At 43.7% G+C, this 21,595-nt stretch carries 17 protein-coding genes; 7 read left to right on the top strand and 10 right to left on the bottom strand.

The features are described 5' to 3' along the window. Window positions 1–4: 4 nt before the first annotated feature. Window positions 5–682, top strand: a complete 678-nt coding sequence (locus AC27KT_RS10055; protein ID WP_487129577.1) for a helix-turn-helix transcriptional regulator — start codon at window positions 5–7, stop codon at window positions 680–682. 37 nt (window positions 683–719) lie between these two features. Here the strand turns inward: AC27KT_RS10055 and AC27KT_RS10050 are convergent, their stop codons facing one another. From AC27KT_RS10050 to AC27KT_RS10030, 5 genes are read right to left on the bottom strand one after another with little or no spacing between them, the layout of a single operon-like run. Further along, window positions 720–1,481: a CsgG/HfaB family protein gene (locus AC27KT_RS10050; protein WP_487129575.1), complete on the bottom strand. Its 762-nt coding sequence runs from the start codon at window positions 1,479–1,481 to the stop codon at window positions 720–722. A gap of 8 nt (window positions 1,482–1,489) precedes the next feature. Continuing rightward, entirely contained in the window at window positions 1,490–1,939 is a 450-nt protein-coding gene (locus AC27KT_RS10045; RefSeq protein WP_487129573.1) for a curli assembly protein CsgF, read from the bottom strand. Next, a complete protein-coding gene (locus AC27KT_RS10040; RefSeq protein WP_487129571.1) occupies window positions 1,933–2,325 on the bottom strand; it encodes a CsgE family curli-type amyloid fiber assembly protein in 393 nt (130 codons plus the stop codon). The genes AC27KT_RS10045 and AC27KT_RS10040 overlap by 7 nt, the downstream gene beginning before the upstream one ends. A 55-nt stretch (window positions 2,326–2,380) precedes the next feature. After that, window positions 2,381–3,826, bottom strand: coding sequence for a curlin (locus tag AC27KT_RS10035; RefSeq protein ID WP_487129900.1), 1,446 nt, complete (start codon window positions 3,824–3,826; stop codon window positions 2,381–2,383). A gap of 30 nt (window positions 3,827–3,856) precedes the next feature. After that, the gene (locus AC27KT_RS10030) at window positions 3,857–4,369 is read right to left on the bottom strand and encodes a curlin subunit CsgB (RefSeq protein WP_487129569.1); all 513 of its coding nucleotides are present in this window, start codon (window positions 4,367–4,369) and stop codon (window positions 3,857–3,859) included. 440 nt (window positions 4,370–4,809) lie between these two features. Between AC27KT_RS10030 and AC27KT_RS10025 the strand changes: the two genes are divergently transcribed. The 4 genes from AC27KT_RS10025 to AC27KT_RS10010 all read left to right on the top strand — a co-directional run bounded on the left by AC27KT_RS10025 (window position 4,810) and on the right by AC27KT_RS10010 (window position 10,661). Then, complete coding sequence (locus AC27KT_RS10025) at window positions 4,810–7,329, top strand: S8 family serine peptidase (protein WP_487129567.1); 2,520 nt, start codon at window positions 4,810–4,812, stop codon at window positions 7,327–7,329. 208 nt (window positions 7,330–7,537) lie between these two features. Further along, window positions 7,538–8,194 carry a response regulator gene (locus AC27KT_RS10020; protein WP_487129565.1) on the top strand — a complete coding sequence of 219 codons (657 nt, stop codon included), beginning with the start codon at window positions 7,538–7,540 and terminating at the stop codon, window positions 8,192–8,194. After that, window positions 8,194–9,759 carry an ATP-binding protein gene (locus tag AC27KT_RS10015; protein WP_487129563.1) on the top strand — a complete coding sequence of 522 codons (1,566 nt, stop codon included), beginning with the start codon at window positions 8,194–8,196 and terminating at the stop codon, window positions 9,757–9,759. Before AC27KT_RS10020 ends, AC27KT_RS10015 begins: the two co-directional genes overlap by 1 nt. Window positions 9,760–9,842: 83 nt before the next feature. Next, window positions 9,843–10,661, top strand: coding sequence for a thioredoxin family protein (locus AC27KT_RS10010; RefSeq protein WP_487129561.1), 819 nt, complete (start codon window positions 9,843–9,845; stop codon window positions 10,659–10,661). 177 nt (window positions 10,662–10,838) lie between these two features. Here the strand turns inward: AC27KT_RS10010 and AC27KT_RS10005 are convergent, their stop codons facing one another. After that, on the bottom strand, window positions 10,839–12,290 hold the full coding sequence (locus AC27KT_RS10005) for a DEAD/DEAH box helicase (protein ID WP_487129559.1): 1,452 nt from the start codon (window positions 12,288–12,290) through the stop codon (window positions 10,839–10,841). A gap of 396 nt (window positions 12,291–12,686) precedes the next feature. On the opposite strand from AC27KT_RS10005, the gene AC27KT_RS10000 reads away from it, so the two are divergent. Then, window positions 12,687–14,783 carry an EAL domain-containing protein gene (locus AC27KT_RS10000; protein WP_487129557.1) on the top strand — a complete coding sequence of 699 codons (2,097 nt, stop codon included), beginning with the start codon at window positions 12,687–12,689 and terminating at the stop codon, window positions 14,781–14,783. 13 nt (window positions 14,784–14,796) lie between these two features. Here AC27KT_RS10000 and AC27KT_RS09995 read toward each other — a convergent pair whose 3' ends face one another. Both AC27KT_RS09995 and AC27KT_RS09990 read right to left on the bottom strand, forming a co-directional pair. Then, on the bottom strand, window positions 14,797–15,216 hold the full coding sequence (locus AC27KT_RS09995; protein WP_487129555.1) for a hypothetical protein: 420 nt from the start codon (window positions 15,214–15,216) through the stop codon (window positions 14,797–14,799). After that, on the bottom strand, window positions 15,216–16,406 hold the full coding sequence (locus AC27KT_RS09990) for a hypothetical protein (protein ID WP_487129553.1): 1,191 nt from the start codon (window positions 16,404–16,406) through the stop codon (window positions 15,216–15,218). Before AC27KT_RS09990 ends, AC27KT_RS09995 begins: the two co-directional genes overlap by 1 nt. Window positions 16,407–17,151: 745 nt before the next feature. Between AC27KT_RS09990 and AC27KT_RS09985 the strand changes: the two genes are divergently transcribed. Then, window positions 17,152–18,477, top strand: coding sequence for a mechanosensitive ion channel family protein (locus AC27KT_RS09985; RefSeq protein WP_487129551.1), 1,326 nt, complete (start codon window positions 17,152–17,154; stop codon window positions 18,475–18,477). Between the two features lie 48 nt (window positions 18,478–18,525). Here the strand turns inward: AC27KT_RS09985 and AC27KT_RS09980 are convergent, their stop codons facing one another. Further along, complete coding sequence (locus tag AC27KT_RS09980; RefSeq protein ID WP_487129549.1) at window positions 18,526–19,011, bottom strand: hypothetical protein; 486 nt, start codon at window positions 19,009–19,011, stop codon at window positions 18,526–18,528. A gap of 212 nt (window positions 19,012–19,223) precedes the next feature. Continuing rightward, a complete protein-coding gene (gene katG / locus AC27KT_RS09975; protein WP_487129547.1) occupies window positions 19,224–21,524 on the bottom strand; it encodes a catalase/peroxidase HPI in 2,301 nt (766 codons plus the stop codon). Between the last annotated feature and the right edge of the window lie 71 nt (window positions 21,525–21,595).

The raw sequence follows: 21,595 nt of genomic DNA, 5'->3' as shown, positions 1-21,595 counted from the left end.
TTTCATGTCATATCAAGCCTTCGTTTTAACAAGAAACAGTTTCTCAGGCAATACCAGAGCAAAAGAGGCTTACGAACGGTTTCTTTGTATTTTGCCAAGCTGCGGTTTCACCGTCACAACAGGTGCCATCCAGCCTCCTCGAAGCGTACTTAATAACACCTATACCTTTTTTATCGATGCGCAGTATTGTGATCCAGCCGCTGTGCTCAACTTGCCTGTAGTCAACGATAACCCAGAGTTGAACAAAGTAATTTTCAATGTGCCAGAATCTGACGTCGATTTTCACTATGCAGCACTACAACATGGTATTAACGGTATTTTCCATATTGAAGATAATTTAGAACTTCTGGTTCGCGGTGTTCAACAAGTCCAGGCGGGAAACAAATGGTTCAGTCGCGAGATAATGAGCCGCTATATTGATGCTAACCTAGTGCCAAAAACTAAGCCGGTTGCTGCGCTTCAATCGTCAACTACAGTCCTAACCAAACGAGAGTTAGCCATTACGCGTAAAATTGCCGATGGTGCGCAGAATCAAGAGATTGCAGACTGCTTGCATATCAGTGTGAATACAGTGAAAACACACGTGTACAGCATATTCAGAAAGACAGACTGTAGGAATCGAGTTGAACTCATTAAATGGTTTGATCATCAATTTAGTCAGCCCCAACAGGTGAATTACTAAACCGATAATCAATTGAAATAAGAATGATGTATGGCGCTTACGCTTTAGCGCGCCATACACCTTTTTCCATTCCTTGTAACACCAATTCGGTCACCGCTTTTTCTATACTTTGTTTAACGCACTCGAACATGGGTTCGTTAGTGGTATACCCTGTCTCAGCTTCAAGCAAGCGCTTAAGCGAAACATATCTAAACAAACCTGCTCTAACCTCCTGGCTTAGTACTTTCTTAGATGTTGAAACCGACACTAATACTTGACCTGTTCTCACGTCAACTGCACGCATGTAAATGGAAATTTGATCTTCTCTAAACAGCTCACTCGCACCTATGCCAAAGTATTCAATGCCAGCCCCACCCGTGCGAATATTGGTATCGTAGCTAATAATGCCGCCTTCTATAATAATTCTAGCTGTAGTAAGTGGCGGCAACTCGCCACCGTTACTTTCGTCAGCTCGAATAATTTTGCGCTCGGTAAGAATATTCTGCAGTCCTTCGCGCTCAACGGGTAAAAACCACGACGTTTCGCTTAAAGTCTGAACAAGAATAGAGGTTGCGCCTTGCGTCACCGCAGTAGAAAACGAACTTGCCCCAGTGCTCGGCTTGTATTGCCCAGTCTGATCTCTAAACGCGTACACAGAAACGGGAATTTGCCCCATAGGCGCGGGCAAGCCTTTTACTTCAGACAATGTGGCACTGTCTTTAATTACATCAGCAGCCGTCGTATCAGGCGGCAGTGTATTGGTGATAGACTGGCATCCAGAAAGCGCCATTGCCATTATTAAAAAAACGGTACTTCTCATGTGTTTCCCTACCCAAACCGTGGAATTTCAACGACAGTAACCTCACCTGTCAGTAAGTTAGTAATGTTGACAACAATGCTGTCAGGATTGCTTGTTATAAGCTCTACCTGAAAGTCACCACTAACAAAAATACTATCCTGATTGAATATGCTGTCTATCGGGTTGCCGTCTTCATCATATTCTTGTTCACCAAATGCGATATCCGTAATTTCTCGAACGATACGGTTAATGTAGGCACGTTCTAGTGACTCTTGAAGTCGCTCATCGTATGAGCGTTCGCTCAGTGGTGCACTATGCGCATTTTGTGAATTTGCTTTACTTAATAAAAATGAGCCGTTAAGTGGATTACCACCAAATGATGGATTTATCGGTTCATATACTAATTCAGTTGCTTGCGCTGGCGCGATTAGCGCAGTCGCTATGAATGTTGCAACCACTATCCTTTTAATCATTACCATTCGTCCCCTGCTAAATCTGGGCTTCTACTGTCTATACTCGCATTTGCTACCGCATCTAATACCAACATAATGGCTTGCTGTACTTTCTCATCTATCGGAACTTGCCTACGCCCCATGTACGTTTGGTAAACTACTTTGTTGTCATAGATTACTGATAGTAAGGTACCTGCTTGTGGCACAATAATCTCTTTAACAACAAGGTTTTTACCCGAACTGTCTGAAACTTCTCGCCAGTATTGGCTAATTCGAGAGGCAAATTCGTGGCCCTGGCGGCTTATACTGTTATCAAGCAACAGCCCGCCTAACCGAATTTCTTCTGCGTGAATCGGAGAAAAGAGCACACATAAAAACAGTGTGAAAAGAGAGAAACGGTACAAGTACTTCATTTTGAGAAATATAGCCAGGCACTCGCCCGGCTATTCGCTATGTACGTTAGTACATTTACATTTGAACCACGGTAGCTACGTTATAGTCACCAACCTGCGTAACACTTACTGTACCGCCATTGCCAGTGATGCTACCCGTAACTAAGTTGTCGTTACCCATCTGCGTAACTTCAAAGGTGTTCATATCGCCTGAAATAACGAACTGCTCACCCGTCTCATCTGTTACCCAGTTACCAACGCCTTCTTGCGTGACGCTAACAACATTTTCGTCACCGTTAACCAGCAAGTCGAGTAAGTTAAGCTCACCTGTTTGCGAAACCATAATTTCGTTGAAGCTTGATGTAACATTGCTTGCCAATTCAACTGACGCGTCATTTTCAACGCCTTCTTGGGACATTTCGATAATGTTGCCATCTGCGTAGTAACTTGCGTCACCAATACCAGCTTGCGCTAACGCCAAGTTACCATCACCATCTTGCTCAATTTCAACGGTATTAAGAATACCATCGAAATTAACTGCGCTGATTTCATTGCCATCGCCTACCTGCGTTAAGTCGAACTCATTTAATAAGCCAATCACGCCAGCGTAAGCCGTATTTTCTTCGCCTACCTGGTTAATTTCAAACGTATTAGATGCACCGCCGATGGTTTCAACCGTAGCAAGGTTTACGTCACCGATTTGGTCGATATTTACTTCGTTACCAGAACCTTCAAAGACACCCGTTGATATTTCATTACCGTCACCATCCTGTTCAAACTCGAGCGTGTTGCCATCGCCAATCATGGTCCAACCAATAACATTTTGATCGCCATCCTGATCAATTTCGACTTCATTATCCGAGCCGGCAACAGTCAAGTCAGAAATGTTGTAGTAACCGTCTTGAGTAACATCAATTAGATTAGCGTCGCCACTGAGTTCGCGAACATATGACTCATGCCAATCGCCGCTTTGGTCAACAACAATCGTATTGTCATTGCCAGAAATAGCATTGTTGGCCCAGTTGCCACCATCGCCCTGATACACTGACAAGGTATTTCCACTGCCCGAAATACTGTTTATAGAGCGATTAAAAATAAAACCAATCGGGCCGCCGTCACCTAACTGTACCAGTGAGGCCATGTTGTCGTCGCCTTCAACTACAAAATCTGCTGTACTGTTTAAACTGTCTTGCTCAGATTCCAAGAAGTTGCCATTTCCAGTAACGCTCGCGTAGAAGGTGTTGCCTGATTGCATTTGCGAAGCGAGGACTTCGTTTGCGTCACCCGTTACCTCAACAAATATGGCGTTTAGGTCGCCCTCCTGGCTTAAAACTGATTCATTACCTACTTCGTTTCCCTCTGGTGCCGTTTGGGTTAGCGTAATTTCATTGCCTTCTGCCGCTGCTACAAAATCTGCTGTGGCGTTAAAGTCGACAGTTTTAGTAGCAGGAATTTCCTGAGCTGAAGCCCACCCTGTCGCTGCAACTAAAAGCAATGCGCTCGCTATCTTTGTTTTTTTCATTTTCACATTTGTCTCCCTATGGCAATCACATCATTCTTGATATTGTGTGATGTTAATCACCATCTCGTTCCCTATCTGATAAACAGTGAAAGACTGTTCACCCAATTGATTAACATTGGCAACATTGTCGACCCCATCTTGAATAATTTCGAAATAATTGTTGTTGTTTTGCTGCAGCAAGTTAATAACGTTACCTTCACCAAGTTGAGTGATGATAGCTTCGTTATTACTGCCGTTTTGAACAACGTTAGATAGGTTGGCGCCGTTGCCGCTTTGGATAATGTTAGTTATGTTATTTAGCCCAAACTGACTGACAGCAATGAAGACCGTTTCATCGTCTATCGTAATAGCTTGAGCATTCAGACTCATTGAAAGAGAAGATTCCACCATGTCGGAGCTTGTTGATAAATCGGACTGTTGGGCATGGACAGGTGAATTGACGGTTAGAAGACTACATACCGTTAAAGCTGAAAACACAGTGGCTTTTATCGCTCCTACGTTTTTAGTGCACTGGTATTTTTTAACCTTTAGTTTCTTGTCCATGAGAACGACTACTTCCTTGATTAACAACAAAGGTGACCCTTTTATAAAACGCTTTAAAAGCACGAGAAACCATCACTATTAAGTTGTATTTATTAACGGCAAAATAACGGCTGTTGCCCTGGAGCCTGCGGGCTAGCGAAAAACACTCATACCTTAGTGCTAGATTTAACTAAAAATGACACAGGAAAATACATTGGTTAGACCACCTACTTGCTTAGCGGTCCAACGTTTTGCATTCACTCTAATTTCTAATAAATTAGTACCACTTCACGTCATAGCTCAACGTATTCCCTAGTGGTTAAGTAGTATTTTTAAACAAAATTTAAAGTTAGGGGTGGCAGGTTTTCAAATTTGCGTTATAAGTTTTAACCGTTAGTTATATCAGACCGAACGAGAAGGTTCTGTGATTAAAGCATTATTGCTAATTATGGAATCTAATTATGAAAACAAAGCCTTTTAAAACAGGCCTTTCAGCACTGTCATTAGCCCTTCTACCGCTAATGGTATCTAGTCATGCACACGCCGCAAAAGCCGAAATCTTCGACGACAGCGTGATCGTTATATATAAAGAAAATGTGAGCAAAGCGGAAAAGATGCGCGCTCGCTCTTCGGTAGGTGCACGAATTAGTGACGCCAACCGTGATGAAGTAGATGATCGCTTCTCTAACCTTTTAAATGGTCGCATTGCCAAACTGGAACTTCGTGGCAAGTCTGTAAAAGACGCCATAGAAATCTTAAAGAAAAATCCTGCGGTTAAAATCGCCGAGCCAAACTTCTTGTACCGCAAAGCCCTGGTACCTAACGATCCTTCTTATGGCGACCTATGGGGTTTGAATAACACAGGCCAAGCCGGCGGTACTGCAGGTGTGGATATTGACGCACCAGAAGCATGGGATATTACAACCGGTGATAGCGATGTGGTCATCGGCGTTATCGATACGGGTGTTGACTACAATCATGAAGATCTTGCAGATAATGCATGGGTTAACCCAGGTGAAATTGCTGGAAACGGTATTGATGATGATGGCAACGGCTATATTGACGATGTTTACGGTATCGATGCCTTTAACGGCGATTCTGATCCTATGGACGATGATTCTCACGGTACGCATGTCGCCGGGACAATTGGCGCTGTGGGCGGAAACGGAATTGGCGTAGTCGGTGTAAACCATGACGTGTCAATCGCTGCATGTAAATTCTTAGGTCCTGACGGTGGTTCAACCGCTGGCGCTATTGAATGTATCGATTACTTCACCGACCTTAAAGAGAACCGCGGCATCAATATTAAAGCTACCAACAACAGCTGGGGTGGCGGCGGCTACAGTGAAGCGCTAGAAACCGCAATTGAAGAAGCTGGCCAAGCGGGTATTTTGTTTGTTGCTGCTGCAGGTAACTCTGGTTCAAACAACGACAACGTAGATAACTACCCGTCTAACTATGTCACCACAACAAACAGTCTGCTTGCAGTTGCTAGCCACACACGTACTGACGGAGACAGCGGCTATTCATACGGCATTGAAACTGTAGACATCGCGGCGCCGGGTACAGCTATCCTGTCTACAGTGCCAGGTAACGGCTATGCTGCATACTCAGGCACATCAATGGCAACGCCACATGTTGCGGGTGCAGCAGCACTTGTTTGGTCGCTAAACCCAGAACTTACGCCATCTGAGATGAAAGAGCTGTTAATGTCTACAGGTGAAACCAGTCTATGGGCTGATGGTCGCACCGTGTCTGGCAACCGCCTAAATGTACTTAACGCACTTGAAGAAGCTGATCCAACTCCAGGTTTTAAACTGGGCATTACACCTGGTTCAGCTGAAATTGAAGCGGGTGAGGCCTACACCTTCACTATTGAAGTTGGTTCAATTGCTGGCTACGAAGAAGAAGTACAGCTATCGCTTGCAGAGCCAAGTGATATCGCGTCTTTAAGTGCAAGCTCGGCAATGCCTGGCGATACGGTAACACTGACCGTAGAGACATCTGAAGACACGCCTTGGGGTCCGTACAGCTTTACGGTTAACGGCGTAAGCGGTGATATTGAGAAATCTAAATCAGCGAATCTTTATGTTTACCCTCAAGGGCTAAACGAATTCCCTTACGCGTATTCTGGTGATGCTGTACCTACGTTACCGAATGAAGAAGATCCAGACGATGTTGGCGTGGACCTAGTGATTAACGTTCCTGACGACTTAACCGTATTCGGTATGCAGGCGTCGGTAAATATCACGCACACCTATAGCGGTGACCTCGTACTATCACTGACCTCTCCTCAGGGTACGACCACCGTTCTTCGTCAGAATCAAGGTGGCGCTACAGATGATATCGTTGAGAGCTATAACTCTGATGCCTTTAATGGCGAAGTAGCAACAGGCGATTGGACCTTGAACGTGCTTGATACGTTCAACGGTGACAACGGCACTGTTAACACATGGAGCCTTGTGGTGACTGGTATTGGTGAAGTAGGCCCAACACCGCCTAACTCTGCGTTTACCTATGACGCTTCAGGCTTATCAGTAAGCTTTACTAATAACAGTAACGACGTTAATGACGACATTGTTAGCTATAGCTGGGACTTTGGTGATGGCTCTACTTCAACGGAAGAGAACCCAACGCATGTTTACGCGAGCACTGGCGCCTATGACGTAACCCTTACGGTTACCGACTCTGAAGGCCAAACTGGCGTATCAACAGAAACCGTATCAGTTTCAGATAGCAACATTGTTGCCGAGGTTGATCGCGCTATGCTGTCTCGATTCGGTTCGTTACGCGTAGATTTATCATATAGTGGCTCGATGGCCGATACTGTAATGATTTATCGCAACGGTGAGCTACTTGAAGAAGTAAGCAACACTGGACGTTATCGCGATAGAAGCAGAGGCGTTCAACCTGGTGAGTATACTTATATGGTTTGTGACGAAACCTCTGCATGCTCTGCACCAGTGTCTGTAAACCTTTAATGTAGTTTACGTATCGCTGACGCGCTCTTCGTGACAGTTGGCGAATGAAACGCTGAACAGTTAAGAGTTAAGCAATTGCCGGCCAAGGATAGGCCGGCTTTTTTTATTCTGAGAACTAAAGAGAGCACCAGTCTAAGCCATCGGCTTATTCACTATAAGCCAAATACAACGTACACTTGATGCATTAAGAAATAATAAGCATTTTTTCATGCACATACTCATTATTGACGATCACGAAATTGTAAGGGATGGCATTAAAACACTCATCGAGCAAGAGTATGGCTGGCATGTTTCTTACGCAGTAAGCTCTCTGAATGCTCTTCCCTCCTTCGCTACGTTAGACTATATTGACGTTGCCATTCTAGATGTCTCGTTAGCACAGGAAAGTGGTTTCGACACGCTAATAAAAATCAAGAAAGACGCGCCGTTTATAAAGTGCTTAATGCTGAGCATGTATGATCATGTAGGCTATATCAGTAAAGCGCTTGAGCTCGGTGCCGATGGCTATGTTACAAAGAATGCCGCCACTAAAGAATTAATGGACGCGCTGGAATCTCTAGAAAAGGACGAGAATTATCTAAGCTCAGATATCAGTAAAAAGTTAGCTTTCGGTGATAAACGGCTAACCTCTATCCTTACTGAAAGGGAAAAGGAAATTTTCTTATTGTTAGCAAAAGGATTCCAGCCAAAACAGATTGCCTACTATATAGACACTGCCCCGAAAACAGTGATGGTTCATAGAACTAATATTTACAAGAAACTCAATGTAACTTCCCAATTTGGTTTACTTAGAATTGCGTTAGAGACTGGGTACCTCGACGTTTCTGACGTTATCTACGACGATACGCTAGTCAAAGCAAATTGATGAATTTAACGCGGTATTTCAACGTTACCTATGTACTAATGGGATTAGGTTATACCGCGCTATTTCACGGCGTGTGGTTGTTCAGCACTCAATTTGAAATTATTTCAGGTACGGTGAGCTGGTATTTGCCTGCTGGTGTTCGCCTGGCGGCGTTTTTACTACTGCCAATTTACAGCTGGCCACTGCTACTCATCGCAGAAAAATCAACCCACTTTATTTTATTTCACCCCGGTGGCATTCTCGACAACACAGCGTTTTTAAGTGGAACCATAGGTTGGTACTTAGTCCATTTAGTGCTGTCACCTGCGGTAATTTGCACCTGCGTTTATTTATTCAGACGTCGCTTTAGCGCACCTTATATAGACAATGTTTCCAGCACCCTTGCCACGTTGGCTTTTGGTGTTCTTATAAGTGTTGCTCTTGGGGCGGTATTTTTGGGCAGAAGAGCTATTGAACTGCAAACAGGCATAGAGATTTTTCTTTCTATCTTGTTTGATTTTTCATTAGGTGACTTTGTAGGAATTGTTGTTCTTTGTCCGTTTCTCTTCGCATTATATAAACGGCCATCTATCCGTAAGAGTCACTTAGCACTATACCTTACAACAATCGCTTGGCTGGTTTTGCTGATACTGAGCAGCTATGCCTACTCCCAACAAATTAACATCAGCTATCAGGTTAAGTATCTAGCGGTTTTCCCCGCGCTGTTTTTATCGTATCGCTATGCCATAGTTGGCAGTGCATTTTCGTGTTTACTCATAGGTCTTACTGCGTTCGTGGTGGCAAGCCAGAGCGCACTTCCTCCCATTGAGCATCAGTTTTACATCTTAGCATCATGTACAAGTTGCCTCATTTTAGGTGCTTCAATTAACCAATCTACCTTGCTGAATATGAAGCTTGCGAAGAAAAACGAGGATCTTGAAGTGTCGGTGCAAAGCGCTCAAGCACTGGCCAGTCAATTAGTGGTAGTGCAAGAAGATGAACGAAAGCGCTTATCGCGGGATTTACACGACGACTTTGGTCACCGCATAGTCGATTTGAAACTTCAACTGTCGCTAGATAGCAGAGAAAGCGACAACGACATGATGCTCAATAAGATAGATGCTCTATACCACGCAATGAAGGAAAGCTTAGGGGGATTACGTCCGTCCGGTATTGATACACTTCCCATTGAAAGCGTGATCCAACGTTCAGAGATCATTACCACGCTCAAGCGCGCAAACATAGATTATTCGTTTAACGTTAGCGGCACGCCAGTACCGTTCGATTCAGACCAGAAAATACACATCTATCGTATTGTGCAGGAAGCGGTGACAAACAGTATAAAATATGCCAATGCGACGTCGCTCAGCATTGATATCAACTATGCGCAACACAGTGCCGTGTTTATCGTCACTGACGATGGCGGCGGCATCCCTGAGCATATTGCCCACTTAGCAAACGCTGAACCCACACTCGGCCTGCTGTCGATGAGAGAACGCGCAAAGTTGATAAATGGTGAGTTTGCTATTTCCCAGAACAAACCATCAGGCACCCGAGTTTGCCTGACTTTACCCTACAGTGCTTAAGTTACTCTACTGCGTTTTAGGTGCGTCGCTGCATCCTTTTTATGCTACATTGCTGTTGATTTAACTACTATTTTGATAACCGTATGCAAAAAAATTTCATTACTCGCCGAGCCCGCTTTTTTAGACAGTGCCTGAACATTGCTGTCCTAATTGCCACTTTCACCACGTTAAATGGCTGTGTAAGTACTCAAAATGAAAGTCCTTACACTTACGCTCCGTCTGCATCCCCCTATCAAGATGTGGTCAATGCACAGCAGCGAGCTGTGGAACAAAGTAAATTACTTTTGGTTGTACTGGGTGCTCAGTGGTGCCACGACAGTACTGGCTTAGCTGAGCGTTTTGCGACAAAGGAAATGGACCTTATTCTACGAGCTCATTATGAAACCGTATTTGTTGATGTGGGAACACTTGAAGACAGAAGAAATATAACCGAGCGATTTGACTACCCCATTTATTACGCCACACCAACAGTAATGGTGGTTGAACCTAAAACCAGCGCATTGTTAAACAGAACGTCAATGGATATATGGGGGCGCGCTGACAGCATACCCTTATCGGAGTACATTCAGTATTTCTCTCGCTTCCCTGCAATGACAACTGCGCAAAAAGCCCCGTTTATTAACTGGGAAGCGACAGATGAAGAAGAAGCTTACAATAAAGAGCAAGCACTCAGATTACAAAGCGCTTATGACAAACTTAGTCCGCTACTTGCGCTAGATTTACAAGGTAATACCCCACAAGGGCTTAACGAGCTATGGAAAGAGACCAAAGGGTTTCGCACTGAACTGCAAAAAACGCTGATAAAGCGCGCCGAGCTTACGTTAGATTCTGAGAATGGCAACGGAGTCAACACCACGCCAGCATTGCGACACTACAATCCGTTTTCGTGGGAACATAACTAATACCAGTCCACATAATTCATTACCCACTCAGCGAGATTTAAGATGTTCGTAATCGCGGCGTGTTATCGCAGGTATAGAGGTTCTACATCAAGGTGACGGGACATACGGACATTAAAAAGGGCCTTTCCAACGGCCCTTTTTTAATAAACTCGGTTTTATGAAGCGCAGTTCAACTGTTTACGCTTTTGCCCTGTTTGACGCCGTATTATTAGTGGTACTATTTGACGGATTACTTCTGCGCTTAGCTGGTCGTTTAGCGGCACTTCCTTCACTTCCTGAGCGTCTTCGACCTGCAGGCTTTCCACCGCTATTGTTGCGCGAATCCGATTTACCAGCGCGCGGACTACCATTTCCGCTACGGTTACCTTGGCGTTGACCCGACTTTTTATTCTCGCCACTTCGTTTACCTTCGCTGCCGCTCTCACCTTGTGGCGCTTTCGGCTTTTTCGGCTTCTTGGGCTTTTTAGGCTTAGACAGCGTGGTAACAGGCACGGCTTGCTGAGGCTCGAAACCTTCCAACGTTTCACGAGGAAGCAGCTTTTGGATCAGCGTCTCAATATCTTTCAGGTTTTGCAGTTCTTCGGCACATACAAATGACCACGCCTGTCCGCTCGCGCCAGCGCGCCCTGTACGACCAATTCGGTGAACATAATCAGCTGCCGTATTGGGTAAGTCTAGGTTTACAACAATAGGCAATTCACTAATGTCGATGCCGCGTGCTGCGATATCGGTGGCTACCAGTACTTTAATTGCGCCATTTTTAAAGTCAGCAAGCGCTTTAGTTCTCGCTCCTTGGCTTTTATTCCCGTGAATCGCGGCACTTGGAATTTTTGACCGAGTTAGCTTTTCTGCAATACGGTTAGCGCCGTGTTTCGTGCGGCTAAACACTAAAACCTGCTCCCACTTCTGCTGTTTGATCAGACAAATAAGCGCGGTCGTCTTTTTAGATTTATCAATGGTCACTAAGTGCTGCTGAACAGCTTCCACCGTGGTATTGGCAGGCGCGGTTGAAATACTCACAGGGTTGCGCGTTATTGTTTTCGCCAGCGCAGTGATTTCATCAGAAAACGTGGCTGAAAACAGTAAGCTTTGACGCTCTTGTGGCAATAGCTTCAATACTCTCTTAATGTCGTGAATAAAGCCCATATCAAGCATTCTGTCGGCTTCATCCAATACCAACACTTCAAGCTGAGAAAACTTAACAGCGTTTTGCTGGTAGAGGTCAAGCAATCGTCCAGGCGTAGCGATTAACACATCTACACCTTTACGCAGCTTCATCATTTGAGGATTAATACCTACACCACCAAATACCACGGCAGTTTTTAACGGCAAAAACTCACTGAACGCTCTGATACTCTCTTCTACCTGAGCAGCAAGTTCACGCGTGGGTGTTAAGATAAGTGCCCGAACATTGTTGCCAGATACAGGTTGTCCTTCCATCAATCTCTGTAAAATAGGAAGTCCAAATCCTGCAGTTTTCCCTGTTCCCGTTTGCGCAGCTGCCAACACATCCTTTCCTTGCAATACTTCTGGTATTGCCTTTTCCTGGATTGGTGATGGTGTACTAAATCCTCGTTTTTCAATAGCTTTTAACAAGGGTTCAGCGAGCCCTAATTGGGTAAATGACATTAATAAACTCCTGTCATAGGTATTTATAAAAAATTGCATACCGCAAAGGTATAAGCGCTAGTGCTTTATTGCTAACCGTGGGGGTTATAGATTACTGGGAAAACCTAAAGAGATACGCCATTGCCAACTTGGCTTAGTGGTGTTTGACATCAAGAAAAGAACGTAGGTGTTTACTCTTACAAATTGCGCGCGGAGTCTACCACTAAACACTAAAGTCCACCAGAGCATTTTTTGTTCAATTGATAGTTTAATATTGCGCCCTCACGTAATTTCACCCAAATTGCTAATCAAGAAATAATGTAAAGCGTCTATACTGGTAAAAAAGAAAAAACGGTTTTTTCTAATACTTTTAAAAAAATATTTGCTGCCACTTAGTTCAACTTAAAAGAGTACTTTTTGAAAAGCCTTCGTTCTGAAATATCATTCAATACGCTTGCGTCTATATCCGTTGTCAGTGCGCTGATTATTGGTCTGTCTATCTATGTCTATGAGAAGCTTTACGTTGAATTTGTGTCTGCAGAAGTAGATGCTATAAGTGTAAACATAGCTGTTGATCTCATCGACTACATCGATGAGCCTGCCGGCAGTTTCAATCAAACGGGAATTTTGCTTCGTTTAGACGAGTATGAATATGCTGAAGCTGCCTATATTTTCAGTAATGACGGTACGCTGTTGAGCCATTATATCGGTCCTGCCGGCTTTAAAGGCGGGCTAACTAAACCGCAAGAAAAAATGTCTCCTCAACTCAGCCAAACTGACATCGATAAAAGTATCGCAACACTCTCCACTGGGTTACATCTCACTTCTAGCAAAGTAATAGTAGTGAAAACAGTAGGCGAAGAGGTTTTTCCCATGGGGAGACTTGCACTGGTTTTCAATCTTGAAGAAGCGTTAAAAGCAAGCCGGCAAAGATATATTGTTTTGGTCACGCCTTCCGTTGCCTTACTCATTATTATCTCGTTATTCATATCATCAAGAGCGCAGAGCAGAGCAATGCGTCCGCTGAACACCCTAATTAAAACAATGGACAGTGTAGTAGATGACAACGCTTACAATGTTAAGGTTGAGGAAGTAAACAAAGAGGAAATGCTTGCTTTGTCTCGAGCCTTCAACAATATGATGGCAAACATAAAAAAACAGTCTGAGGCGAATCGTCAAAAAAACGAAATGTTGCAGAAGCAACAGTCTCAGATGGAGCGGCTTGCTAATTTCGATGCATTAACAGGATTGCCGAATCGACAGTGCTTAATGAAGCTTTTATCAAATGAACTCGCCCTAGCGCAGAAAAATTCTCATGAATTGGGTTTGCTGTTTATCGATTTAGACGGCTTCAAAGCTATTAATGATTCTTTCGGCCACGACACGGGAGATAAGTTTCTCCTTCACATCAGTTTATTAATGGACAGTACACTTGAAGATAATTGCACATTAGGGCGTTTAGGCGGAGACGAGTTTATTGTTATTGTGCGGGAGCTTATATCGCCTAGTGACCTAGAAAAAATAGCGCTAAAGCTCGTAGAAGTAGTGTCTCAACCTCATATCATTAACCGACTGAAGCTAGACTCAAGTGCCAGCTTAGGTCTTGCACTTGCAAGCGAGTGTAAATACTCACTAACTAACCTTATAACTAACGCTGACGTCGCCATGTACAAGGCTAAAGACGATGGTAAATCTAGATTCGTATGGTTTACCGATGAAATGCTGGCACGTACCCAACGTAAAGTGCTTGTATCCACTCGCATAACTGACGCTCTTGAAAACGACGCGTTTTACCTCACTTATCAAGCAAAAGTGGATTCAGATAAGAACATCACGGGTTTTGAGACTCTGCTTCGCTGGAAAGACGAAGTGTTAGGTCAGGTTTCCCCAGGTGAGTTTATTCTTGTCGCAGAACAAACTGACAAAATATCACAAATAAGCCTATGGGTTTTAAAGCAACTTCGGTACGAATTCCCGCTTCTCCTTGAAGCCTTTGGCAGCAACGTCGTTGTATCTGTTAACTTGAGTCCTCACGATTTAAACAACCACAATGTCACGCAATTTTTACTCCACGAGTTAAATATAGGCAAACTCCCCGCTTCAAACTTAGAAATTGAGATTACGGAATCTGCTTATATGAATAATTTCAACGTGGCGAACCCGTTTTTTGCATCACTGAAAGAGTTAGGCTGTAAACTTGCCCTTGATGATTTCGGTACAGGCTACTCTTCTCTGAGTTATTTAACGCAGTTTGATATAGACACACTAAAAATAGACAGAAGTTTTGTAAGCAAAATAGGTGAGTCTAAGCAATCAGAAATGATTACCAAGACCATCATTGATATGGCTAAAAGTTTGAACTTTTCTGTGTGTGCAGAAGGCGTTGAAACACACGAACAAGCCAATTTTTTAATACGCCAGGGGTGCAATACGCTTCAAGGCTTTCTTTACAGCCGACCAATTCCACTGATGGAATTGGTTGGTAAAACTACGAATCAATCGCAAAACGCCTAATATGTACGGTTACTTAAAAGCTTCGATAAACCACCTTAACATTTTCGGGTAACGCCGTTCCAGCAGGAACATAACCTATCGCACCTTCAGTATTTGTTACGTGCTCAAGCAATGCGTCTAAATTATTGAACTCAACAGGCGGCGTTTGTCGTCCACTAAAGCGCATTTGAGCCCAATAGGATTGAATTCGTGATTCGGTCAAAGCAATTATCTTGGTGTTGAAAATGGCCCGCGCTCTATTGCCTGGGCTCATAGCTACGGGTATTAAGGCATCGCTGGAGGATGTTGTACTTCTCATGAAAAGATTACGTACTTCTGCTTTTGTTAGTGCGAAATTTTGTTCAGAAACGTTTGCGACTACCCAAACACCATCTTGCGCAACGGCTATACGAGAACAAAGTAAGAGAAAGAAAATGAGCATGTGTTTTCGCATTAAAATACCCACTCTACTGCCACTTGATACAAGGCCGTATTTCTATCGAAATTATTCTCTTTAATGTCGTAAAACGATGATTTTCCTTCTTTACCGTCAAGAATCGATAGTTCACCTTTAAGTGCAAGATTGGTTTTCACATCCCATCGAGCGCCTAGTGTCCAGGTATCAAGGTCATCTGTAGGGAAGAAGCTATTTAGTTGCTCAACAGCGAAATAAAGTTGATCTAACGCGGGAGACACACCTACTGGAATAGTGTTTTCGATGGTATTGAGTGATTGCCTAGATGAAGCATAGGTCAGATGTAAAAGGACTTCATCAATATAGTAACCATATGAGACATAGAAACTTTCTAGGTTGGCAAGCACATCGATATCAGACGAAACTTTCATCCATTCGCCGCTTACATACCAGTTTAGTGCGTCATAGCTGACACCCAACAAAAATGAACCTGCTCTGTCATTAATTTCAAAATTCTCAGCTATAGAATTAAAACCTGCGGCTTTTAGCCCCTGTAGCAGGGGAGCAATTTCATCAATGGTAGTTTCAACTTTAGGCGCGTTAACAGTGGCAGTTCTCAATTGCAAGCCACCATAGTTGACTTCGATCACACCACCGAACAAGTTGTCTACCTCAACATCTACATTAATACCGCTAGACTCTAGCTCATCTTCATACTTTCCATAGTAAGCTTCAAAATCAACCACAACATCGCCAAATGACCTTCTCAATCTAGTATTTGCACCTTCATATTGAGAAAACAAATAACTGCTGTAGAGTTGTTGCGGCGCGTTGATCCAGGGGTACGCAAACCCAACATCGATAACATCAGAGTACTTCAAAAAAGGTGTACGAAGCCGGCCAGCGTTAATTTGAAAACTTTCACTAGGAGCATAGGTTAGATACAGCCACTCTATCCCTGTCTCCCTGTCATCGTCAGTGTGAAGAAGAAGTTGACTTGACACGGAGAATGAGGACGACAAAGTATAGTCAGCTTGAAGTGCTATGAGCGACTTTTCAGAAAAGCTTATGCTGTTGTCATAACCTTCATAGGTAGCTTTTTCAGTATCTATTTTGCCGGCAACCGCCCTTGCAAAACCGGAAAACTCGAGCCCTTCCGTTCGCCCTACGGGAGCAAATAAAAATATGCCGGTAGCGATAATAACAGGCAGCAACATCAATTTGGTCATAGTCAATTTACATTTAAAAGTGTTTAAGGCTTAGTACTGTTTGTATCGCCTCTACTGAACAACTACATTAATGATAGCTTGGTAGGAAGATAACTCCAATCAAAACACCGAAGAATCAAGACGCTGGCTCAACTACCACCGTTTTAAATTAATTAAGTGTCGAGTTGCGCCTCCCCATAAATTCCAAATGAAATCTAGACACTAAATGCCAATCTTCTTATGAAAAATAACAAGTAATCGCACCACTAATTAGGAAAGAAAGCATCGTTTTTTAAGGCTCCGCAGTACTTTACTGACGCCTTTACTAACACCCCCCTGCAGGAACTAGACGCGCGATGCATCAAAATTTTCGTAATCGCAGTGTGTTACTTATTCCAGTATCTTTTTGAAAAGCGCTGCATTTTTTCTATCTAAACGACAAATATTTTTATGAATGAAGAATAGAGGTTAATGTGAACCACCTTTAATCTTTAAATAAAAAATAAATTAATAAACAAATACATATGAGCAAAAGACGCTTAATTCAAATAACATTAAAACTAGATAACATCAGTATTTTGCATCTATTTCGCTAGGAATTAACACTAAAAAAGGTATATCCAGCTTTCAATTATTGTTCAATTTTTATTAGATGAATAAAAAAAGCTTTACCATATTTGTTATAACAGATAAAAAGCGCGCAGTTATCCCATGCTCAAATTACATCCACGCTGCCGCAGTGTGGTAAACAAGTGAAGTAGAAAACATGAATGTTGATAGTTTAGTCCAGCACTTTGAGGAAAAGTTGGCTTTAGTCAATGCATCAGTGATGTCTGATAGCTTTGTTATCCAGCTTACAATAATTGCAATTATTTATTGCGTTGCGTTTGTGCTTGCACGACAAGTAAAAAAGCCATTTAAGTTTACCCGAGAAAAGCCACAGCAAGGCGCACATACTATGCACGGCTTTTTATACAACCTTGGTGAGGCACTATTCCCGCTTATCACTATAAGTATGCTAAAGCTCACTACCGTCCTGGGTATGCAATTTCAGTTTGATGCATGGCTATTGGAAATAGCCGTTGTTGTAGCCCTTATGCTATTTGTTAATTCCTTGATTACCGGCTTTGTCGAAAACAACACCATTGCAGCGTTTATGCGATGGGTGGGTTTACCTATCCTATTTTTACACTTAGTTGGCGTGCTTCCGCTGATAACTTCAGCATTGGAGTCAATGGCAATATCAGTCGGCAACGTCGAAATTTCAGCATATGGCGTAACAAGAGTGTTGTTGTTTGGTGGCTTGCTGTTCTGGCTAGGCCGTAGCTCGAACGCCATTGGTCAAGATATTATTCGAAACCATAAGTCACTCGACGTTTCTACCAAAGAAGTATTCGCAAAGCTGTTTGAAGTTGCCCTGTTCTGTGTGGTCTTTCTTTTATTGCTTAACGTTATGGGAATTAACCTTACCGCATTAGCCGTGTTCGGTGGTGCAGTAGGTGTGGGTTTAGGCCTAGGTCTGCAATCCATCGCATCAAACTTCATTTCAGGCATCATTATTCTATTGGATAAGTCGTTGACCGTAGGCGATTACGTTGAATTGGAAGACGGGCAGAAAGGTATCGTCAGAGAATTTAAAATGCGCTATGCCGTATTAGAGACTTATGACGGTAAAGATGTACTGGTGCCTAACGAAAAGTTCATCAGCTCCTTGCTAATAAACTGGACACACAAAAACCAAAAACAACGTTACCGCATCGACTTTTCCGTCGCCTATAAAACTGATATCCGCGCCATGGTAGAGATTATTAAAGAGGCGGTATCGGAACATCCGCAGGTGATCAGTGGCGATGATGTTCCATTTGAAGAGCTTCCTGACTGTGAAATAGATAGCTTTGGCGACTCTGGCGTTAACATGTTCGTTGAGTTTTGGATGGAGGGTGTGGACGATGGTAAAAACCGCGTGGGTGGCGATTTGCTGCTTACTGTGTTTGAAACATTACGCGAGCACAATATTGAAATACCGTTCCCTCAACGCGAAGTAAGAGTTATCAACGAACAAGGCATTGGTATTCGAAATACCACACCGTAGCTATACTCGCTCATGACATGAGCGCTTTCAGTCATACCTTCGCGCTGGCTAAAACCTAGCGCGAAGTGTATCCCACTGCCACTCTTGAGCAGACAAACCTAACGTCTGGACAAACTTTGTATAGTCTTCTTTGCCCATCGCTGACGCTACGGTTTTTAATTGAGATTTGGCTTTTATTGCTTTTACCTGCAGTAACTCTAATCGCTTATCGGCACTTGAATCGAAGTTTTCACTGATGATTGCATTCGCTTTATTGGTCGCTTCCCATGCTGTAATAACATAGCCCACCAGCTTTATGTACACACCGAGCATACGCTTTCGCTCAAATATGTTCTCAAACAGTGAGCCGGATAACAACTTTTGGAAACTGGCCTCTGTTTCTAAGGCCACAAATTGCTCTGCGTTCTTTAGCTCATTCAACACATTGTGTAAAAGCTTAATGTGGGCGTGTGTATTAAGTGCATCAACGTGAAGTGCATTAATATCGTCGCTTAGCATTTCTAAATTGACCAACGTTCGTTGAAGACTAGCCATTGTGGTAATTGTCTGTAGAAGCGAAAAATAAAGAATTAGTGTATCGAATTAAAAGTGGGTTTGCGATGGTCTAGCGGTCGTTTTAATCACATTAAGAATTCATAACACAACGTATAAAAATCAAATAAAAAAGGCGCCGAAGCGCCCTTTTAGTCTTTATGTCTGTCGAGAATTAGCGGTTAAACTAATCCGCGATAGCAGTTCTACCGCATCTATTTACCCAAGCTGGCGTTTAGGTCGTGACGTAAATCAAAACGGTCTAATGTCATCACTTTGGTCCAAGCGTCGACGAAGTCTTTAACAAAACGGCTTTTCGCGTTGTCATAAGCATAAACTTCGGCAACTGCACGCAGCTCACTGTTTGATCCAAAGACCAGGTCCACAGGCGTACCTGTATACATAACTTCACCAGTACTTCTGCTTACACCTTCGTATACCGACGGGTTATCCGTTTTTCTCCACTTAACGCCCATATCTAGTAGCGTTACGAAGAAGTCGTTGTTCAGCGTGCCCACTTTGTCGGTAAATACACCGTGGCTAGAGCCACCTGTGTTAGCTCCTAATGAACGCAAACCGCCAAGTAGAACAGTCATTTCTGGTACCGTTAGATTAAGCTGATCAGCTTTATCTACTAGCATATCAGTTGGCGAACGATAACTCGCTTCTGCATTGTAGTAGTTTCTAAACGCATCGGCTGTTGGCTCTAACAAAGAGAAAGAGTTCACGTCAGTCTGTTCTTGAGTTGCGTCTGTACGACCTGGAACTACAGGTACGGTCATTTCAACACCCGCATCTGCCGCTGCTTTTTCAATGGCTGCAGCTCCACCAATAACAATCAAGTCAGCTAATGACACTTTCTTCTTAGAGAACATGCGCGAGTTGTAGTCTTCTTGCAACTCTTTGAGCTTCGAAACAACAGCTTTAACCGTTTCAGGTTCGTTAGCTTCCCAGCTCATTTGTGGTTCTAGCGCGATACGAGCACCGTTCGCACCACCGCGTAAGTCAGATGCTCGGAAACTTGCTGCCGCTGCCCAAGCCGTTTTCACAAGCTGCTGAACGGTTAAGCCACTGTCTAAAATGTCAGCTTTAAGCTTCTTAACATCTTTATCAGAGATCATCTTATAGTCAGCTTTAGGCACTGGATCTTGCCAGATGAAGTTTTCTTCTGGAATATCGTTACCCAAGTAACGTGCTTTAGGACCCATATCGCGGTGAGTTAGCTTGAACCACGCTTTAGCAAACGCTGTTTGGTACTCCTTAGGATCTGCCAAGAAGCGCTCAGCAATTTTACGATACTCTGGGTCGTACTTGAGCGCCAAGTCAGCTGTGGTCATCACAGGAGGATTTTTCTTACCTTCTACGTGCGCATCTGGTACTGATTTATGAAGCGATTCATCGGTAGGGATCCACTGGATAGCACCGGCAGGACTGCGAGTTTGCTTCCACTCAAAGCCCAATAAGTTTTGAAGATATAGGCTCGTCCATTTAGTAGGTAGCTGTGTCCAAGCCCCCTCTAAACCGCTCGTTACTGTGTCTTCCGCATTGCCTTTACCGCAGTTGTTTTTCCAGCCTAGTCCCTGCTCTTCTAAGCCTGCACCGCCTGGCTCAGCTTCTAAACAATCAGCAGGTTTGTGCGCACCATGCATTTTTCCGAATGTATGGCCACCAGCAATTAGCGCTACGGTTTCCTCGTCATTCATCGCCATGCGGCCAAATGCCGTGCGAATGTTTTTCGCTGAACCCATAGGATCAGGAACACCTTTCGGGCCTTCAGGGTTAACGTATATTAGGCCCATGTGCGTTGCCCCCAACGGGCGCTGAAGCTTACCGTCACGCTCTTCACGATCGCTCGCAAGCATTTCTACTTCTGGTCCCCAGTAAACCATGTCAGGTTCCCAATCGTCAGTACGGCCACCTGCAAAACCATAGGTATCAAAACCCATGTTTTCCATGCCTACGGTACCAGCGAGGATCATCAAGTCACCCCAAGATAAACTTTCACCATACTTTTGCTTAATTGGCCAAAGTAGGCGGCGGGCTTTATCTAGGTTACCGTTATCGGGCCAGCTGTTCAGCGGATCAAAACGCATTTGGCCACCATCACCACCGCCGCGACCATCTAATGTACGGTAGGTACCGGCGCTGTGCCATGAAAGACGAATAAAGAAAGGGCCGTAATTACCGAAGTCAGCAGGCCACCAGTCTTGAGATGTGGTAAGCAGTTCGTTTACGTCTTTTTTCACTTCATCGAGATCAAGTTTTGCAAACGCTTTGGCGTAACTAAAATCTTCACCAAGTGGATTTGAACGGTTGTCATGATCTCGAAGCGGTGAGAGATCAAGTTGATCGGGCCACCAAAACTGGTTTGTTTTTGCTTGAAACGCTTTAGACATGCCCGTGCCTTTAGCACCAGCGGGTTTACTAATTTGATCGTTGGCAATAGCCCCTGTTGCACCAAGCGATAGGGCAATAAGTACTGATACTGTGGTTTTTTTAAACCTGTTTATAGTCATGTTTTTTTCCCGTCTGAGTTTGTTGTAGTCCAAAGCGTGAGTGCGAATTACATCACCACCTTGTTAACATT

This window comes from Alteromonas sp. 5NW40-0090 (assembly GCF_057552975.1).
Note: the sequence above shows the minus strand (reverse complement) of the source record. Positions and strands in the feature narration are given on the sequence as shown.

What these genes read in the sequence shown, in the direction of transcription:
- AC27KT_RS09990 (WP_487129553.1), bottom strand. Translation starts at nt 16,406, where the DNA reads ATGACCAAATTGATGTTGCTGCCTGTTATTATCGCTACCGGCATATTT.
- AC27KT_RS09985 (WP_487129551.1), top strand. Translation starts at nt 17,152, where the DNA reads ATGAATGTTGATAGTTTAGTCCAGCACTTTGAGGAAAAGTTGGCTTTA.
- katG (WP_487129547.1), bottom strand. Translation starts at nt 21,524, where the DNA reads ATGACTATAAACAGGTTTAAAAAAACCACAGTATCAGTACTTATTGCC.
- AC27KT_RS09980 (WP_487129549.1), bottom strand. Translation starts at nt 19,011, where the DNA reads ATGGCTAGTCTTCAACGAACGTTGGTCAATTTAGAAATGCTAAGCGAC.
- AC27KT_RS10040 (WP_487129571.1), bottom strand. Translation starts at nt 2,325, where the DNA reads ATGAAGTACTTGTACCGTTTCTCTCTTTTCACACTGTTTTTATGTGTG.
- AC27KT_RS10055 (WP_487129577.1), top strand. Translation starts at nt 5, where the DNA reads ATGTCATATCAAGCCTTCGTTTTAACAAGAAACAGTTTCTCAGGCAAT.
- AC27KT_RS10050 (WP_487129575.1), bottom strand. Translation starts at nt 1,481, where the DNA reads ATGAGAAGTACCGTTTTTTTAATAATGGCAATGGCGCTTTCTGGATGC.
- AC27KT_RS10030 (WP_487129569.1), bottom strand. Translation starts at nt 4,369, where the DNA reads ATGGACAAGAAACTAAAGGTTAAAAAATACCAGTGCACTAAAAACGTA.
- AC27KT_RS10015 (WP_487129563.1), top strand. Translation starts at nt 8,194, where the DNA reads ATGAATTTAACGCGGTATTTCAACGTTACCTATGTACTAATGGGATTA.
- AC27KT_RS10025 (WP_487129567.1), top strand. Translation starts at nt 4,810, where the DNA reads ATGAAAACAAAGCCTTTTAAAACAGGCCTTTCAGCACTGTCATTAGCC.
- AC27KT_RS10005 (WP_487129559.1), bottom strand. Translation starts at nt 12,290, where the DNA reads ATGTCATTTACCCAATTAGGGCTCGCTGAACCCTTGTTAAAAGCTATT.
- AC27KT_RS09995 (WP_487129555.1), bottom strand. Translation starts at nt 15,216, where the DNA reads ATGCGAAAACACATGCTCATTTTCTTTCTCTTACTTTGTTCTCGTATA.
- AC27KT_RS10045 (WP_487129573.1), bottom strand. Translation starts at nt 1,939, where the DNA reads ATGGTAATGATTAAAAGGATAGTGGTTGCAACATTCATAGCGACTGCG.
- AC27KT_RS10035 (WP_487129900.1), bottom strand. Translation starts at nt 3,826, where the DNA reads ATGAAAAAAACAAAGATAGCGAGCGCATTGCTTTTAGTTGCAGCGACA.
- AC27KT_RS10010 (WP_487129561.1), top strand. Translation starts at nt 9,843, where the DNA reads ATGCAAAAAAATTTCATTACTCGCCGAGCCCGCTTTTTTAGACAGTGC.
- AC27KT_RS10020 (WP_487129565.1), top strand. Translation starts at nt 7,538, where the DNA reads ATGCACATACTCATTATTGACGATCACGAAATTGTAAGGGATGGCATT.